This is a genomic window from Streptomyces sp. NPDC059828, assembly GCF_042731955.1.
Classification (GTDB): Bacteria; Actinomycetota; Actinomycetes; order Streptomycetales; family Streptomycetaceae; genus Streptomyces.
This window is the reverse complement of record NZ_JBHWIW010000048.1, coordinates 20,051-35,539: the sequence shown is the minus strand read 5'-3', so window position 1 is coordinate 35,539 and position 15,489 is coordinate 20,051. Positions and strand designations below refer to the sequence as shown.

20 protein-coding genes and 1 riboswitch are annotated in these 15,489 nt (G+C 71.0%); of the genes, 6 read left to right on the top strand and 14 right to left on the bottom strand.

Annotated features, from left to right (window positions below; all coding sequences use genetic code 11):
- Positions 1-26: 26 nt before the first annotated feature.
- Genes mug through ACFV6V_RS25165 form a run of 3 tightly spaced genes read right to left on the bottom strand, consistent with a single transcriptional unit; the run spans position 27 to position 2,922 of the window.
- A complete protein-coding gene (gene mug, locus ACFV6V_RS25175) occupies positions 27-596 on the bottom strand; it encodes a G/U mismatch-specific DNA glycosylase (RefSeq protein WP_385569073.1) in 570 nt (189 codons plus the stop codon).
- On the bottom strand, positions 593-2,026 hold the full coding sequence (purB, locus tag ACFV6V_RS25170) for an adenylosuccinate lyase (RefSeq protein ID WP_385569010.1): 1,434 nt from the start codon (positions 2,024-2,026) through the stop codon (positions 593-595). The genes mug and purB overlap by 4 nt, the downstream gene beginning before the upstream one ends.
- A 59-nt stretch (positions 2,027-2,085) precedes the next feature.
- Positions 2,086-2,922, bottom strand: a complete 837-nt coding sequence (locus ACFV6V_RS25165) for an SGNH/GDSL hydrolase family protein (RefSeq protein WP_385569008.1) — start codon at positions 2,920-2,922, stop codon at positions 2,086-2,088.
- Between the two features lie 106 nt (positions 2,923-3,028).
- On the opposite strand from ACFV6V_RS25165, the gene ACFV6V_RS25160 reads away from it, so the two are divergent.
- A complete protein-coding gene (locus ACFV6V_RS25160; protein ID WP_385569006.1) occupies positions 3,029-3,286 on the top strand; it encodes a holin in 258 nt (85 codons plus the stop codon).
- On the opposite strand, the gene ACFV6V_RS25155 is transcribed toward ACFV6V_RS25160, so the two are convergent.
- Together ACFV6V_RS25155 and ACFV6V_RS25150 are read right to left on the bottom strand one after the other, a co-directional pair.
- Positions 3,274-4,296: a hemolysin family protein gene (locus ACFV6V_RS25155; RefSeq protein ID WP_385569003.1), complete on the bottom strand. Its 1,023-nt coding sequence runs from the start codon at positions 4,294-4,296 to the stop codon at positions 3,274-3,276. The two genes, ACFV6V_RS25160 and ACFV6V_RS25155, sit on opposite strands and share 13 nt — an antisense overlap.
- Positions 4,293-5,684 carry a hemolysin family protein gene (locus ACFV6V_RS25150; protein ID WP_385569001.1) on the bottom strand — a complete coding sequence of 464 codons (1,392 nt, stop codon included), beginning with the start codon at positions 5,682-5,684 and terminating at the stop codon, positions 4,293-4,295. The genes ACFV6V_RS25155 and ACFV6V_RS25150 overlap by 4 nt, the downstream gene beginning before the upstream one ends.
- Positions 5,685-5,908: 224 nt before the next feature.
- Between ACFV6V_RS25150 and ACFV6V_RS25145 the strand changes: the two genes are divergently transcribed.
- From ACFV6V_RS25145 to ACFV6V_RS25135, 3 genes are read left to right on the top strand one after another with little or no spacing between them, the layout of a single operon-like run.
- Positions 5,909-6,163: a toxin-antitoxin system HicB family antitoxin gene (locus ACFV6V_RS25145; RefSeq protein ID WP_385568999.1), complete on the top strand. Its 255-nt coding sequence runs from the start codon at positions 5,909-5,911 to the stop codon at positions 6,161-6,163.
- The gene (locus tag ACFV6V_RS25140; RefSeq protein WP_385568997.1) at positions 6,160-6,531 is read left to right on the top strand and encodes a fic family toxin-antitoxin system, toxin component; all 372 of its coding nucleotides are present in this window, start codon (positions 6,160-6,162) and stop codon (positions 6,529-6,531) included. Before ACFV6V_RS25145 ends, ACFV6V_RS25140 begins: the two co-directional genes overlap by 4 nt.
- Positions 6,528-6,665 (top strand): hypothetical protein, encoded by a 138-nt coding sequence (locus ACFV6V_RS25135; RefSeq protein WP_385568995.1) that lies wholly within the window; start codon positions 6,528-6,530, stop codon positions 6,663-6,665. The genes ACFV6V_RS25140 and ACFV6V_RS25135 overlap by 4 nt, the downstream gene beginning before the upstream one ends.
- Before the next feature lie 87 nt (positions 6,666-6,752).
- Here ACFV6V_RS25135 and ACFV6V_RS25130 read toward each other — a convergent pair whose 3' ends face one another.
- The 5 genes from ACFV6V_RS25130 to bioB form a co-directional block, all read right to left on the bottom strand.
- Positions 6,753-7,460, bottom strand: a complete 708-nt coding sequence (locus ACFV6V_RS25130; protein ID WP_385568992.1) for a class I SAM-dependent methyltransferase — start codon at positions 7,458-7,460, stop codon at positions 6,753-6,755.
- Positions 7,461-7,525: 65 nt separating this feature from the next.
- Entirely contained in the window at positions 7,526-7,879 is a 354-nt protein-coding gene (locus ACFV6V_RS25125; RefSeq protein ID WP_385568990.1) for a VOC family protein, read from the bottom strand.
- Positions 7,880-7,883: 4 nt separating this feature from the next.
- Positions 7,884-8,600 (bottom strand): dethiobiotin synthase, encoded by a 717-nt coding sequence (gene bioD, locus ACFV6V_RS25120; protein ID WP_385568987.1) that lies wholly within the window; start codon positions 8,598-8,600, stop codon positions 7,884-7,886.
- Between the two features lie 45 nt (positions 8,601-8,645).
- Positions 8,646-9,953: an adenosylmethionine--8-amino-7-oxononanoate transaminase gene (locus ACFV6V_RS25115; RefSeq protein ID WP_385568985.1), complete on the bottom strand. Its 1,308-nt coding sequence runs from the start codon at positions 9,951-9,953 to the stop codon at positions 8,646-8,648.
- On the bottom strand, positions 9,946-11,187 hold the full coding sequence (gene bioB, locus ACFV6V_RS25110) for a biotin synthase BioB (protein WP_385568982.1): 1,242 nt from the start codon (positions 11,185-11,187) through the stop codon (positions 9,946-9,948). Before bioB ends, ACFV6V_RS25115 begins: the two co-directional genes overlap by 8 nt.
- A gap of 157 nt (positions 11,188-11,344) precedes the next feature.
- Between bioB and ACFV6V_RS25105 the strand changes: the two genes are divergently transcribed.
- On the top strand, positions 11,345-12,490 hold the full coding sequence (locus ACFV6V_RS25105; RefSeq protein WP_385569070.1) for an 8-amino-7-oxononanoate synthase: 1,146 nt from the start codon (positions 11,345-11,347) through the stop codon (positions 12,488-12,490).
- 4 nt (positions 12,491-12,494) lie between these two features.
- Here ACFV6V_RS25105 and ACFV6V_RS25100 read toward each other — a convergent pair whose 3' ends face one another.
- From ACFV6V_RS25100 to ACFV6V_RS25085, 4 genes are all read right to left on the bottom strand, one after another.
- On the bottom strand, positions 12,495-13,037 hold the full coding sequence (locus ACFV6V_RS25100) for a DUF6328 family protein (RefSeq protein ID WP_385568979.1): 543 nt from the start codon (positions 13,035-13,037) through the stop codon (positions 12,495-12,497).
- Between the two features lie 99 nt (positions 13,038-13,136).
- Positions 13,137-13,613, bottom strand: a complete 477-nt coding sequence (locus tag ACFV6V_RS25095) for a C40 family peptidase (protein WP_385568977.1) — start codon at positions 13,611-13,613, stop codon at positions 13,137-13,139.
- 3 nt (positions 13,614-13,616) lie between these two features.
- Positions 13,617-13,798: riboswitch (cyclic di-AMP (ydaO/yuaA leader) on the bottom strand.
- Positions 13,799-14,112: 314 nt separating this feature from the next.
- Positions 14,113-14,421 carry a hypothetical protein gene (locus tag ACFV6V_RS25090; RefSeq protein ID WP_385568974.1) on the bottom strand — a complete coding sequence of 103 codons (309 nt, stop codon included), beginning with the start codon at positions 14,419-14,421 and terminating at the stop codon, positions 14,113-14,115.
- 7 nt (positions 14,422-14,428) lie between these two features.
- The gene (locus tag ACFV6V_RS25085; protein WP_385568971.1) at positions 14,429-15,064 is read right to left on the bottom strand and encodes an ATP-dependent Clp protease proteolytic subunit; all 636 of its coding nucleotides are present in this window, start codon (positions 15,062-15,064) and stop codon (positions 14,429-14,431) included.
- 56 nt (positions 15,065-15,120) lie between these two features.
- Here ACFV6V_RS25085 and ACFV6V_RS25080 point away from each other — a divergent pair, with 56 nt between their 5' ends.
- Entirely contained in the window at positions 15,121-15,414 is a 294-nt protein-coding gene (locus ACFV6V_RS25080; RefSeq protein WP_385568968.1) for a type II toxin-antitoxin system Phd/YefM family antitoxin, read from the top strand.
- The last annotated feature ends 75 nt before the right edge of the window (positions 15,415-15,489 follow it).

Genomic DNA, 15,489 nt, shown 5'->3' with positions numbered 1-15,489 from the left:
GGTACGAGGCAGCGTGCCCGGGGAACTCAGGCAGCCTGCTGGGCCACCCCGGCGGCCAGGCGCAGCCGCCGGTACTCCTCGGCCATGGACTGCACGGTCCAGTGGGCGTTGAGGCCGCTGGGGTTGGGCAGCGCCCAGATCCGCGTCCCGCCGATCGTCCGCTCCTGTGGGCCGATGCGCGCGCCGCGCTCCCCGAAGGCCGTGCGGTACGCGGTGATCCCGGCGACGGCGAGCCAGCGGGGCCGCAGCCGCTCCACCTTCTCCGTCAGGATCCTGCCTCCCTCACGGAACTCCTCCGCGTCCAGCTCGTCGGCGCGGGCGGTGGCGCGGGCGGCCACATTGGTGATGCCGAGTCCGTACATCAGCAGCTCGCCCTGCTCGTCCGGACGCAACTGCCGCGGGGTGAAGCCCGCGAGGTGCAGCACCGGCCAGAAGCGGTTGCCCGGGCGGGCGAAGTGATGGCCCGTCGCCGCCGTCAGCAGACCGGGGTTGATCCCGCAGAACAGCACGGCGAGGCCGTCCGCGATCACATCGGGTACGAGGCGATCGCGGGCGGCCTCCAGCTCAGCCGGCGTGAACCGGGGCGTCCGATTCAGAGGATCGACCCGGGGGCGTACCCGGCGGCCTCGGGGTGCTGCTTGGTGATCTCCTCGATACGCGAGACCACCGCCGCGACCTGGTCGCCCGCGGCGCCCGTGAAGGACAGCTTGTCCGCCATGAGGGCATCGAGCCCGGCGCGGTCCAGCGGGATGCGCTCATCGGCTGCGAGCTTGTCCAGCAACTCGTTGCGTTCGGCGCCCTGCTCGCGCATCGCCAGCGCCGAGGCCACGGCGTGCTCCTTGATGACCTCGTGGGCGACCTCCCGGCCGACTCCGGCGCGAACGGCGCCCATCAGGACCTTGGTCGTGGCCAGGAAGGGGAGGTAGCGGTCGAGTTCACGCGCGACGACCGCGGGGAAGGCGCCGAACTCGTCCAGCACCGTCAGGAAGGTCTCCAGCAGTCCGTCGAAGGCGAAGAAGGCGTCCGGGAGCGCCACCCGGCGCACCACGGAACAAGAGACATCGCCCTCGTTCCACTGGTCACCCGCCAGCTCGCCGGTCATCGAGGCGTAGCCCCGCAGGATGACCATCAGTCCGTTGACGCGCTCGCAGGAACGGGTGTTCATCTTGTGCGGCATCGCCGAGGAGCCGACCTGGCCGGGCTTGAAGCCCTCGGTGACCAGCTCGTGCCCCGCCATCAGCCGGATGGTCTTCGCGAGCGAGGACGGCGCCGCGGCGAGCTGCACCAGCGCCGTGACCACGTCGTAGTCCAGGGACCGCGGGTAGACCTGGCCGACAGAGGTGAAGGCCTGTGCGAAGCCCAGGTGAGCGGCGATGCGCTGCTCCAGCTCGGCGAGCTTGGCCGCGTCACCGCCGAGCAGATCGAGCATGTCCTGGGCGGTGCCGACCGGTCCCTTGATACCGCGCAGCGGATAGCGGCCCAGCAGCTCTTCCAGCCGCCCGAAGGCGACGAGGAGTTCGTCGGCGGCTGTCGCGAATCGCTTGCCCAGCGTCGTGGCCTGCGCGGCCACATTGTGCGAGCGGCCGGCCATCACCAGCTCCGCGTACTGACCGGACAGCGCGCCGAGACGGGCGAGCACCGCCACCGTGCGGTCGCGGACCAGCTCCAGCGAGAGCCGGATCTGGAGCTGTTCCACGTTCTCGGTCAGATCACGGGAGGTCATGCCCTTGTGCACGTGCTCATGACCGGCGAGGGCGTTGAACTCCTCGATGCGGGCCTTCACATCGTGCCGTGTGACCTTCTCGCGCTCGGCGATGGAGGCCAGATCGACCTGGTCGAGTACACGCTCGTAGTCGGCGAGCGCGGCCTCGGGCACCTCGATCCCGAGGTCCCGCTGGGCACGCAGCACGGCCAGCCAGAGCCGGCGCTCCAGCTTCACCTTCTGCTCGGGGGACCACAGGTCAGCGAGCTCCGCGGAGGCGTAGCGGCCGGCCAGGACATTGGGGATGCGGGGCTTGGCAGTCACGTGTACGGATTCTACTGGCGGTTTGCGCAGGCCAGCGCCCCGCCCCGATTTGTGGCTTGCTACGAGAGCCCTGCGGTCTCCCCGTCGATCGCAGCGGTCTGCGGGGCGGTGCGCTGAGCGATGAGCGGGGCGGTGTACGGAAGCAGCTCAGGCCGCTTGGCCGGCCTGCCGTCGCCGGAGGAACGCCCGGTGAGCCGCCGTCCGATCCAGGGCACCAGATGCTCCCGGGCGAAGCGCAGATCCGCCGCGCGCCGGGAGGACCATCCCGGGGGCGCGGCCGGGGGCAGCGGAGCCCGCCAGTCCTCCTCGGCGGCCAGCCCCAGTGTCTGCCAGACCGCCTCGGCGACCCGCCGGTGGCCCTCGGCGGTCAGATGCAGTCTGTCCACGTCCCACAACCGCTGGTCCCCGAGGACCGGGGCCCCGTACAGGTCCACCACCAGCGCGCCATGCCGGGCGGCGAGCATGTCGATATGCGTGAACAGCTCCTCCATGCGCGGGCGGAAGCGCTCCATGACCGGGCCGTTGCGCCCCGGGCTGCGCATCAGCACCAGTCGGCCGCAGGAGGGTGCCAGCCGCTCCACCGCCTCGTCGAGCAGCCCCCGCACCCGTCCCATGTCGCACTTCGGGCGCAGGGTGTCGTTGAGTCCGCCGACGAGGGTCACCACGTCCGCGTTCATGCCGGCGGCGCGGTCCACCTGCTCATCGACGATCTGGCCGATGAGCTTCCCGCGGACCGCGAGGTTCGCGTACCGGAAGCCGGGGGTGCGGGACGCGAGCCGTGCCGCGAGGAGATCGGCCCAGCCCCGGTACGAGCCGTCGGGCTGCCCGTCGGACATGCCCTCGGTGAAGGAGTCGCCGATCGCGACAAAGCTGGTGTACGTAGCATTCATCTCCATGGCGGGCCGATCATACCGCGCGGTATGCCCTGGGGGTCCGGGGTGTCCGGCTGACGGCCGGGGACCGGTCGTAGTCGGTTGCTCACGGCTCGGTAATGTCCTGTGCATGACGAACCTGCTGAGTGGCGCCTTCTGGGTCGCCACCGCCGAACGCGCCATCCGCACTTTCGCCCAGTCCCTCGCCGCTGTGCTCGTCGCCAAGGCGACGAGCCTCTTCGACGTCGACTGGCCCGCCGCGCTGGCGACGGCCGGTCTGGCCACCCTGCTCTCCGTGCTCACGGCGATAGGCGCCTCGAAAGTGGGCGGGCGCGGCCCCGGCATCACCGAGACCACGGACCGCGCACCTTCGGCTCAGCGGCCCTGACCCGGCGTGCCGACCAGCTCCCGCAGGATGTCCTCCATCGTGGCCAGTCCGGCCAGCTTGCCGTCCTCGTCGAGCACCGCGGCAAGATGGGTCCGGCTGCGGCGCATCGCGGTCAGCACGTCGTCGAGCGGGGTCACGCCACGTACGCGAGCGATCGGCCGCAGTGCCGTGACCGGGAACGGCATATCGCGGGGAGCCTCGTCCAGAGCGTCCTTCACGTGCAGGTAGCCGAGGATCTGGCGCGTGTCGTCCAGGACCGGGAAGCGGGAGAAGCCCGATTCCGCGGACAGCCGCTCCAGCTCCTCGGGCGTGGTGCCGACCTGTGCGTACACCAGCCGCCCGACCGGCATCACGACCTCGCGCACCGGCCGCCGCCCCAGCTCCAGCGCGTCGTGCAGCCGCTCGGCGGCCCGGTCGTCCAGGAGTCCCGCGTCCCCCGAGTCGCGCACCATCCGGGCCAGCTCGTCGTCCGAGAAGGTCGCGGAGACCTCGTCCCTGACCTCGACCCGCAGCAGCTTGAGCAGGGCGTTGGCGAAGGCGTTGATCGTGAAGATCACTGGACGCAGCGCCCGGGCCAGCGCCACCAGCGGCGGACCGAGGACCAGCGCCGTACGGGTCGGCTCGGCGAGCGCGATGTTCTTGGGCACCATCTCGCCGAGCAGCATGTGCAGATACGTCGCCACCGCCAGCGCGATCACGAACGAGATCGGGTACGCCAGCCCGTGCGGCACTCCGACGGCGTCGAAGACCGGCTCCAGCAGGTGCGCGATCGCCGGCTCGGCGACCACACCCAGCACCAGCGTGCACAGGGTGATGCCGAGCTGAGCCGCGGCCAGCAGGGCCGAGACGTGTTCCAGGCCCCAGATGACGCTCAGCGCCCTCCGGTCGCCCTGCTCGGCCTTCGGCTCGATCTGGCTGCGGCGCACCGAGACCAGTGCGAACTCGGCGCCGACGAAGAAGGCGTTGACGACCAGGGTCAGCAAGGCGATGAAGAGCTGGATCGCGGTCATCGCGCGGACCTCCCGTCGGCGTCGTGGTCAGCCGGCCCGTCGGTGTCGTGGTCGGTGTCGGTCCCGGCGTCATCGTCCGCCGGGAGCAGGGGCGCGTGCAGCAGCACGCGTGCCGCCCGCCGTCCGGACGCGTCCACGACATCGAGCCGCCAGCCCGAGTGCTCGATGGTGTCGCCGACAGCCGGTATCCGGCCGAGGGTGCGGGCGATCAGACCGGCCAGCGTTTCGTACGGACCGTCCGGCACCCGCAGCCCGATGGCCTGGAGCTGATCGGTGCGTGCGGCCCCGTCGGCGGACCACAGGGCCCGGCCGTCCGCGTCCTCGCCCGCGCGGGCCAGGTCGGCGGTCTCGTGCGGATCGTGCTCGTCGCGCACCTCGCCGACGACCTCCTCGACGATGTCCTCCAGGGTGACCACCCCGGCCGTGCCGCCGTACTCGTCGATGACCACGGCCATCGTCCGCTTGGCGGACAGCCGGTCCAGGAGCCGGTCTACGGTCAGCGTCTCGGGCACCAGGACCGGCTCCCGCAGCAGCTCGAGCACCGGGTGCCGGTGCCGCTCGTCGGCTGGTACGGCGAGGACGTCCTTGATGTGGGCGATCCCGATGACCGTGTCGAGGCTGTCCCGGTAGACGGGGAAGCGCGAGAGTCCGGTGGCCCGGGTGGCGTTGGCGACGTCCTCGGCGGTCGCCTGCGCTTCGAGGGCGGTGACCTGGACGCGCGGGGTCATCACGTTCTCGGCCGTCAGCTCGGCGAGGTTGAGGGTGCGGACGAACAGCTCGGCGGTGTCCGCCTCCAGCGCGCCCTCCTTGGCGGAGTGCCGGGCCAGGGCGATGAGCTCCTCGGGGGTGCGCGCCGAGGCGAGCTCCTCCGTCGGCTCGAACCCGAACCGGCGCACCATGCGGTTCGCCATGCTGTTCAGATGGCCGATCAGCGGACGGAACGCGGCGGAGAACACCCGCTGCGGGGTGGCGACGACCTTGGCCACCGCGAGCGGAGCGGAGATCGCCCAGTTCTTGGGGACCAGCTCGCCGACGACCATCAGCACGATCGTCGACAGTGTCGTGCCGATGACCAGTGCGAGAGACGAGGCCACGGACTCGGACACGCCGATCGCCTCGAGCGGACCCGTGATCAGCTTGGCGATCGAGGGCTCAGCGAGCATGCCGACGACCAGATTGGTCACGGTGATGCCGAGCTGGGCCCCGGAGAGCTGGAAGGTGAGCCCGCGGACCGCCTTCAGCGCGCTGGCGGCGCCGCGCTCACCCCGCTCGGCGGCGCGCTCGAGTTCGGGGCGCTCGACCGTCGTGAGCGAGAACTCCGCCGCGACGAACGCTCCGCAGGCGAGGCAGAGCAGCACCGCCACCAGGAGCAGGAGCACTTCGGTCATCGGTTCACCTCCGTCCCATGATCGGCCAGCGGGAGGAGGAACGCTCGGTTTCCGAGGTGATGACTACTACTGGGAGGCTCGCCCATGGGCGGACGCTCACACCTTTCGTTCGAAGGCCGTGTGGTGGCACCTATGGTAAAGGACCGGCAAAGCAGTCGGTGACGCCGCCCGGGCCGATCGAGCCGTGCTTGCCGGTGCTAGCGCTACGGCGCTAGCTTGAGGGTGTGGCGAAGACTCAGCTGAACGTACGCGTGGACGAGAGCACCGCCGAGGCCGCCCGGCGGCGGGCCCAGCAGCGGGGCGTGAGCGTGAACCGCTACATCGAGGAGCTCGTCAAGCAGGACGCGGGGGAGGTGGGGCGCACCTTCGTCGAGGCGGCGGCGGACTTCATGCAGCAGTACGAGGCGGTGTTCACCGAGGAGTTCGGGACGCCGGACACTCCGGGCGGTGCGTCGCAGGGGAGCGAGGGCGGGCGTTGACCCTCTCGATCGACCTCGCCTGGCTCCTCATGGTCGCCGAGTACAAGACCCCGGGAGACCCCCAGGTCACCGACTGGGGCGCGCTCGTGGCCGCCGTAAGCCGGCATGAGGCGGAGATATTCGGTACGCCCGTCTACAGCGACCCCCACACACGGGCCGCGTCCCTGCTCCAGCTTCTGCTGCACGTACCGGCTCTGGAACACTCCAACGCCATGTTCGCCTCCGCCGTGGCCTACGGCTATCTCGTCGCCTGCGGACTGAAGGTGGCCACCACGCCCGAGCAGGTGCGGGACCTCGCCCGGCTGGTCAAAAAGGGCAAGGCGGATGTCCGGGCCATCGCCGCTGAACTGCGGCAATGGAGTGATTGACTCTGCTTTCCGTCCCTGACGGAAAGATCACCGGAAGTCATCCGTCCGCACCCTCGCCCGGCCCCACCGCGCCCGCCGACATCGAGGAGCTGTCCCGGCGTGTCGACGAGCCGAACGCGAAGATGGACCAGTAGCCCACGAAGAACCGGCCGACGCGCTGCGGGCCTTCGCGGATCAGTCGGACAGGCCTCAGGGGTGATCCGGGGACGGAGCGGAGCCGCTCAGGGCTCGTTCCGCTCCGGTCCGTCCGGCCCGTCCGCCGCGAAGGGCCGGCGCGCCACTCCGAGCACCGTGAACGACGAGGGGAGCCGTGGCCCCTTCTCGGGGATGTACAGCGATCGGTAGGCGCCGATCTCGAAGCCGGCCTGTTCCATCGCGGCGAGCGGATCCCTGGCGGTGTGGCAGCCGCCGAACAGCAGGGGCCACACCGTGCGGTCGAGTGCCCGCTGCGCCCCGGCCATGACCCGTCCGGGCGCCCGGCCGTGCTCGAAGAAGCGCAGTTCGCCGCCCGGCCGCAGCACCCGCCTGATCTCGCCGAGCGCCCGGGCGACGTCCCGTACCGAGCAGAGCACCAGGGACACCACGGCCCCGTCGAACGCCTCGCTCTTCACCGGCAGGGCCTCGGCGGCGCCCGGCACCACATCGACCGGCACATCGGCGTGCCGCGCCGCGGCCACCGCCAACTGCCGCAGGACACGTTCGGGTTCGATCGCCACGACCTCGGACACGGCCGCCGGGTAGTGCGGGAAGTTCAGCCCGTTGCCGGCGCCGATCTCGATGATCCGGCCGGAAAGGCCGGACAGCAGCTCACCGCGGTACTCCGCGACCCCGGCTCTGGTGTCGGCGGCGACGCTGATCCGGGCGTAGAAACGGGCGAACAGGGGGTGGTGGACGGCATCCCTGGTGACGTTCGGCGCGCGCAACGGCATCGTGGGCCTCCTCGGACGACCGGTACGGAGATTCTCCCCCCGGACGGCCAGGATCAGCCGGTCCGTCACTCACAAAAGCAGAATTCGTTGCCTTCGGGGTCCCGCAGCACCTGGAACGAGCCCTGCTCGTCGCTGACGATGCCGCCGACGAGCGACGCGCCGAGCCGCACGGCTGCGGCGGACGCGTCCGTGATGCCGTCCGCCTCCAGGTCGAGATGCAGCCGGTTCTTGACCTGCTTGCCCTCCGGTACGCGCTGGAACGCCATGCGCACGAACCCGGGCGGGTCGACATACGCCCAGTCCGGCTCGCGCTCCACCGGCTCACCGCCGAGCATCGTGGCCCAGAACCGGGCCAGTGCCGCCGGCTCGGCGCAGTCGAAGACGATCTCGCTGACCCTCGCGGGCACCAAGCCACCCATCCGGTCAGGCTACCGCCGTGGTGAAGGCGTCCGCGTCCCAGGCGCCACCGAGCACCGGCGCGAGCCAGGACGGCGCGCTACGGCGGAAGGCGTCGGGCTCCCGCGCGCCCGCGCCCGCGGGCACGCAGCCGATCAGCGGCGCGCCCGACGTGACGGGCAGGTCGGCGAGGTTGCAGCGTGCGGCGAGGTCGGGTGCGGTGGGCCAGCTGCCGATGACGACTCCCAGCGGTTCCAGCGATCGCGCCCGTAGCGCCTCGGTGGTGAGCTGTGTCGCGTTCAGCGTCCCGAGCCCGGCGGCCGTGACCACGAGCACCGGTGCGCGCAGCAGCCCGGCGGCGTCGGCGAGCGTTCCGCCCGTGTCGTCGAGGCGTACGAGGAGACCGCCCGCCCCCTCGACGAGCACGAGGTCGTGCTCGGTGGCGAGCTTCTCCGCGGCCTCGGCGACCTCCCGCGGTCCCACCGCCGCAAGGCCCGCCCTGCGCGCGGCCGTGTTCGGAGCCAACGGCTCCGGGAACCGGGCGAGTTCCACCGCCGTCACTCCGTGGCCCGCGAGCCGTGCCGCCTCGTGGGCGTCCCCGGGCTCGCCGGACACCAGCCCGGTCTGCGCGGGCTTGAGCACGGCCACCTTGCGGCCCGTGGCCGCGGCCACGGCGGCCACGGCCGCGGTGACCACGGTCTTGCCGATCTCGGTCCCGGTTCCGCTGACGACGATGACACCCATGCCGTTCCTCGCTCTCGTTCTTCCGCTGCCGCAGACGTGGCTGAGTCAGCCCGCGGCCGCCGCCGCGCACACCGCCCGTGCGATCAGGGCCAGATCCTCGTCGCTCGTGACGAACGGCGGCATGGTGTACAGCAGATCGCGGAAGGGACGGATCCAGACGCCCTCGCGGACGGCCGCCCGGGTCGCCGCCTCCATGTCCACCGGGTGGTCGAGCTGGACGACACCGATGGCCCCGAGCACCCGTACATCCCGTACCGCCGGGAGCGACCGCGCCTCCGCGAGCCCCGTGTGCAGACCCGCCTCGATCCGCTTGACCTCCTGAGCCCAGTCCTGGCTCAGAAGCAGATCGATCGACGCGCAGGCGACCGCGGAAGCCAGCGGGTTGCCCATGAAGGTGGGCCCGTGCGCCAGCACCGGGACCTCTCCCCGGGAGATCCCGTCAGCGACCCTGGCGGTGCACAGCGTCGCCGCCATCGACACGTACCCCCCGGTCAGTGCCTTGCCCAGACACATGACATCGGGGGACACCGCTGCGTGCTCCGCCGCGAAGAGCGCGCCGGTGCGTCCGAAGCCCGTCGCGATCTCGTCGAACACGAGCAGTACGTCATGGGCGTCGCAGGCCTCCCTCAGCACCCGGAGATACTCGGGGGAGTGGAACCGCATCCCCCCCGCGCCCTGCACCACCGGCTCCACGATCACCGCCGCCAGCTCATGCGCATGACGTGCGATGAGCCCGCGCAGATGGTCCGCGTACGCCTCCTCGTAGCCGGAGTCACCGGGGGAGCCGTTCGGAGGGGCGTCCGCGAAGACCTGGTGCGGCAGCACCCCCGACCACAGGTGGTGCATCCCGCCGTCCGGGTCGCACACCGCCATCGGCTGCCAGGTGTCGCCGTGGTACCCGCCGCGCCAGGTCAGCATCCGCTGCTTCTCCGGCCGTCCCACCGAACGCCAGTACTGCAAGCACATCTTCACCGCGACCTCGACCGCGACCGAGCCGGAGTCGCACAGGAAGACGTGCCGCAGGGGTTCCGGAGTGATCTCGACCAGTCGGGCGGCGAGCCGGACGGCGGGCTCGTGGGTGAGCCCGCCGAACATCACATGACTCATCCGGTCGAGCTGGCCGCGCGCCGCCTCGTTGAGCACGGGGTGGTTGTAGCCGTGGATCGCTGACCACCAGGAGGACATGCCGTCGACCAGCTCCCGCCGGCCGTGGGCCGGTTCGGCGAGCCGGAGCCGCACCCCGGACGCCGACTCGACGACCAGGGGGTCCGTACGGCCCGGCATCGGGCCGTACGGATGCCAGACATGCGCCCGGTCCAGTTCGACGAGCCGGCGTACCTCGTCGCTACGCATTCGGCGCGAGGTCCGTCCCGGTGCCACGGCGCCGCACCGCCACCAGATCCGGACGCGCGGCAGAGGTCTCGGGTGCGGATGCGGGTGCGGACGCACCGCCACCGCAGGGCCCGCAGCCACCGCCGTGGGACGAACCGCAGCCGCCGTCACCGTGGGACGAACCGCAGACCCCGCCGTCATCGCCGCCGTGCGACGGCCCGCAGCCGCCGCCCGAAGTCGCGACCGCGTCCGCGCGGTGCTCGGGCAGCGTGGTGGTGTCCGCGCCCTCCACCTCGAAGCCCGCGTCCGCGATCATGTCGAGGTCCGCCTGGCCGGCCTGGCCCTCGCTGGTCAGATAGTCGCCCAGGAAAATCGAGTTGGCGAGATGCAGCGCCAGCGGCTGGAGCGAGCGCAGCTGCACCTCGCGGCCACCGGCGAGCCGTACCTCGACGTCCGGGCAGACGAAACGGACCATGGCGAGGATCCGCAGCGCCCGCTGGGGCGTGAGGTTCCACTCCTTGGCGAGCGGCGTCCCCTCGAACGGGATCAGGAAGTTCACCGGCACCGAGTCCGGGTCGAGCTCGCGCAGTGCGAACACCACGTCGACCAGGTCCCCGTCACTCTCGCCCATGCCGGCGATGAGCCCTGAACAGGCCGAAAGCCCTGCGGCATGCGCCTTCTGGACGGTGTCCACGCGGTCCGCGTAGGTGTGCGTGGTGGTGATGTCCCCGTATGTGCCCTCGGAGGTGTTGAGGTTGTGGTTGTACGCGTCCGCGCCCGCTTCGCGCAGTTGCTCCGCCTGTCCGTCGGACAACAACCCCAGACAGGCGCACACCTCGACGCCCTCGTTCTCCGCCTTGATCGCCTCGATCGTCTTCGAGACCCGGTCGACATCGCGGTCGGTCGGCCCCCGGCCACTCGCCACCAGGCACACCCGCTTCGCACCGCCGGCGACACCCGCGGCGGCGGCCTTCGACGCCTCATCGGGCTTCAGCCAGGTGTACTTGAGGATGTCCGCCTTGGAACCGAGGCGCTGCGAGCAGTACGAGCAGTCCTCGGGGCACAGACCGGACTTCAGGTTCACCAGATAGTTCAGCTTCACCCGCCGTCCGAACCACTGGCGGCGCACCTTGCCGGCCGCGGCCACCACATCGAGCAGATCGTCGTCGGAAGTCGCCAGTACGGCGAGGGCTTCTTCGCGGGTCGGCAGCTCACGCCGCAGGCCCTTGTCCACCAGCGTGTTCAGGAGGTCCATGGCGGAGATCCTCGCCTACCGGACACCTCTCGGCCAAGGAGGAACTGGACAACACACGCGGATTGATGTGTGTGCATGGCCACACTCTGACCTTTGCGGCACGACGCTAGGGTCTGTTCGCTGCCTACAAAAGGACCGCACTGCCATGCCTCAGGCCATGCTCAAGGATCCGTTCGAGTGGATCGACGAAGCGGCGCGGTTGCGCGCGGACGCCGGTCTGGTCCGCGCGCTGCGTCCGCGCGCCGCCGACGACGTCCTGCTCGATCTGGCGAGCAACGACTATCTGGGGCTCACCCGCAGGCCGGAGGTCACCGCGGCGGCAGGCGAAGCGGCCCACCGCTGGGGCGCGGGAGCCACCGGGTCGCGCCTGGTCACCGGGAGCACCGCCCTGCACGCCGAACTCGAAGCGGAGCTGGCCCGGTTCTGCGGCTTCGAGGCGGCGCTGGTGTTCTCCTCCGGTTACGCGGCCAACCTCGCGGCCCTCACCGCGCTCAGCGCGCACGGCTCCCTCATCGTCTCGGACGCGGGCAACCACGCCTCCATCGTCGACGGATGCCGGCTGGCCCGGGCCGAGACGGCCGTCGTCCCGCACGCCGACCCGGAGTCCGTACGCAAGACCCTCGACGCGCACCCAGGGCGGCGGGCGCTCGTCGTCACCGACTCGGTCTTCTCGGTGGACGGCGACGCGGCGCCGCTCGCCGCGCTCGCCGCAGCCTGCCGTGCGCATGGCGCCGCGCTGGTCGTCGACGACGCGCACGGGCTCGGGGTGCTGGGCGACGGGGGCCGGGGCGCGCTACACGCGGCCGGGCTCGCGGGCGCGGCCGATGCCGTCGCGACCATGACTCTCTCCAAGTCCCTGGGCAGTCAGGGTGGCGCGGTGCTCGGCCCCGCGCGGGTCATCGCCCATCTGGTCAACGCCGCGCGGACGTTCATCTTCGACACCGGCCTCGCCCCGGCAGCGGTGGGCGCGGCACTGGCGAGTCTGCGTCTGATCGGGCGTGAGCCGGAATTGGCGGATCGTGCTCGCGCGGTGGCGGCGACGCTCCACGAACGCCTCACGGACGCCGGGCTGACGGCCGCCCGCCCGGACGCCGCGGTCGTCTCCGTACGGGCGCCCTCGCCCGAGTCGGCCGTACGCTGGGCCGCCGACTGCCGTGCCGCAGGGCTGGCCGTCGGCTGCTTCCGGCCGCCGTCCGTGCCCGACGGCATCTCACGGATCAGGCTGACCGCACGCGCCGACCTCACGGACCGGCAGCTCGACGAGGCGATCACCACCATCCTGCGCACCGCGCCGGGCCGCTGAGCTTTCAGGACCGGCGGGGACCCGAGTCCGAACCGGGGTCCGAGTGCGCGTTCGGTCCCCGGCCGGCCCGGTCCGTCTGTCGGCCCCGCCGGTCGAACCTCCGCGCCATGCCCAGGGGCAGGGCTCCCCACAGCATGGTGCAGACGAAAAGCGTGACAGCGGCGGCGACGATCCCCTCGGGCGTACCGTGCACCACGTCGACCACGAGCAGCACCGCCGAAGTCAGCGCCAGGGCGAGGACGGCGAGCCCCGTCCCCGCCAGGCGGGAGGAGACCGAGACGATCTCCTTCTTGGCGCCTTTGCGGAACAGCCCCCGATGCACCGCGGCAGGTGCGGTGAACAGCGCCGCGGCCACCACGGACAGCATCAGCGTCGTCACGTAGGTCCCGCGCTGGAACGAGTCGAGTGAGGGGAACCGGGCCGTGAACGCGAGGGTCAGCAGAAAGGCGAACAGGATCTGGACGCCGGTCTGGATGACCCGCAGCTCTTGCAGGAGCTCGGCGAAATTGCGGTCCGCCCGCTCGGTCTCGGTCTCATCCCGCGCCATACGGGATTCCTCGTTACTCATTTGGTACGAGTAACCCACATTGCGCGGTTCGTGTCCTGTTGTCGGGATGATCTGCTGAATCCGCGGTCCCGCAGCCGGTCACCCCACGCGACCGTACCGGACACCCTTCGACCAGATCTTGCTCAGCTTCACCACCGAGCCGGACTTGGGGGAGTGCCAGATCTTCCCCCCGCCCGCGTAGATCCCGACGTGGTAGACCTGCCCGCCGTGGTGGAAGAACACCAGATCACCCTTTCGGCGGCCGGACGCCGGGACATGGCTCGTGCGGTTGTACTGGGCCTGTGCCGTGCGCGGCAGGCTCCGGCCCGCCTTCCGGTACGAGTAGAGGACCAGGCCCGAGCAGTCGAACCGGCTGGGACCGATGGCGCCGTACCGGTAGGGTGCGCCCTTCTTGGACGCGGCCACGTTCAGGGCCTTGGCGGCGTACGCGGAGGCGGCATGGGCCTCGGGGGTGGCGCCCGGCACGAGCAGGGAACCGCCGACGGCGGCGAGAGTGACAGCGGAGACGGCACCCGTCCGCGTGAACAGGGACGGACTGTATGCATGCGCAGTCATGCGCAACCCTTCGTCAGCCGCCTGTGAAGGATGACCTGTCGGGTTCGGGCTGGCGAAGGTGCCCGGCCGCGTGAGCGGCTTCACCCCAAGATCCGGCCGGGTAGGGCGGCCGGACCGTACTGCCTGGGTCCTCCACTCCTGCCGAAAGCACTCATGTCGACTCAGGCATCCGGCGCGGCGGCAGGACTCGGCGTCCGCCCGGACCGCCCCGCCGTGGTGGCGGGGGCTTGTCGTCCCAGCGATCTTGACGCACGAACTGCCGGATTTCCGACCCGAAACGACGTTTTGTGAAGCTCGTCACCACTGATCCGTTCAGGTGGAGGGCCCCATTCGGCCCAGTTGGGGTGGCGCCGCGGCAAGCGCCGTACCTGCGACGTCGCGCCGCGATCCACCGGATGGCCCATCAGGGAACGCAACTCGCGCGGCACGTAAGCGGAAGAGGCCACTGGTCCGGTTGGCTGACACCCACTCGTACGCGTGCGTGCCGCGGCGGGCGACCTCAACTCGTGCGCTCCGGGGGGACAGTGATCCTGGCCGTACGCCGCTCCCCGCCGAGCACCCGCAAGGCGCGGGCCAGCGTGGGTGCGTGCAGTTCGCTCTCGCCACGCGTGTGCATCAGCGTGAGCGCGTCCCGGAGGGCGCCCGCCTGGGCGGCCAAAGCCTGTGCGGCGCGCAGGGCTCCGTAGGTGTGCGTACCGCGGGCGGGGTTGATCCGTCCCAATTGGTCGACGACTTCGAGATAGCGGTCGATGAACTCGCTTTCGGCGCGCGTCAGTGCGGGCAGCGGCGGGAGTTCGGGCGGCAGCACGGCCCGTTCACCGTGTTCCGGGCGAAGCGGCCGATGCCTTGCGGTTCCTGATGACGTGATCGATCAGACCGAACTCCTTCGCGGACGCGGAGTCGAGGACCGTGTCGCGGTCGAGAGCACCGCGGACGCGCTCCTCGCTCTGTCCGGTATGGCGTACGAGCAGCTTCGCGATCTGCTCGTGCAGCCGCAGCAACTCCCGTGCCTGGATGTCCAGATCGGATGGCTGGCCCTGCATGGGCTCGGGCAGCGCGGGCTGCTGGACCACGACCCGGGCGCCGGGCAGCGCCATGCGCTTGCCGGGGGTGCCGGCGGCGAGGAGCACGGCGGCGGTGGAAGCGGCCTGCCCGAGGCAGGTCGTGGCCACATCGCACCCCACCACCTGCATCGTGTCGTAGATCGAGGTCATCGCGCTGACGGGGCCGCCAGGGGAGTTGATGTACAGGTGGATGTCCTGGTCGGGAGCGGCGTATTCGAGATACAGGAGTTGGGCGACCACATCACCGGCCGAGGTCTCGTCGACGGGCGTACCGAGGAAGACGATGCGCTCACCCAGCAGCTTCGCGTAGGGGTCGAGGGTGCGGACCCCGGTACTGGTCCGCTCGCTGAACTCAGGAAGGACATGGCGGGCGTGAAGGTGGTTCACGGATACCCCCATCCGTAAAAAATGTACAGGACGTACAGGCCGTTATGATGGGGAGCATGGCCTACGAGATTCCGGTGACGCAAGCGCGGGCAGAGCTCGCCGATTTGATCAACCGCGTCGTGTACGGGGGCGAACGGGTGGTCGTCACCCGTCATGGAAAGCCGCTCGTCGCTCTGGTCTCCGCCGCTGACCTGGAGCGACTCAGGGTTCTCGAGGATGCGGAGGCGTCGGCGGACGAGGCGGGGACCGCCTCGGTCTCGACGCTCCACGCGCCCGCACCGTCCGCTACCGGCGAACGGGGCAGGTTCGGTATCGCGGCGGAACACCGCGACCCCGGCGCCCGGTCCTGAGACACGGGAAGACCGCGTGCCCCTGTCCGCTACAGCAGGGGCACGCGGCCGGTACGGGGGCGCTCAAGCACCCTG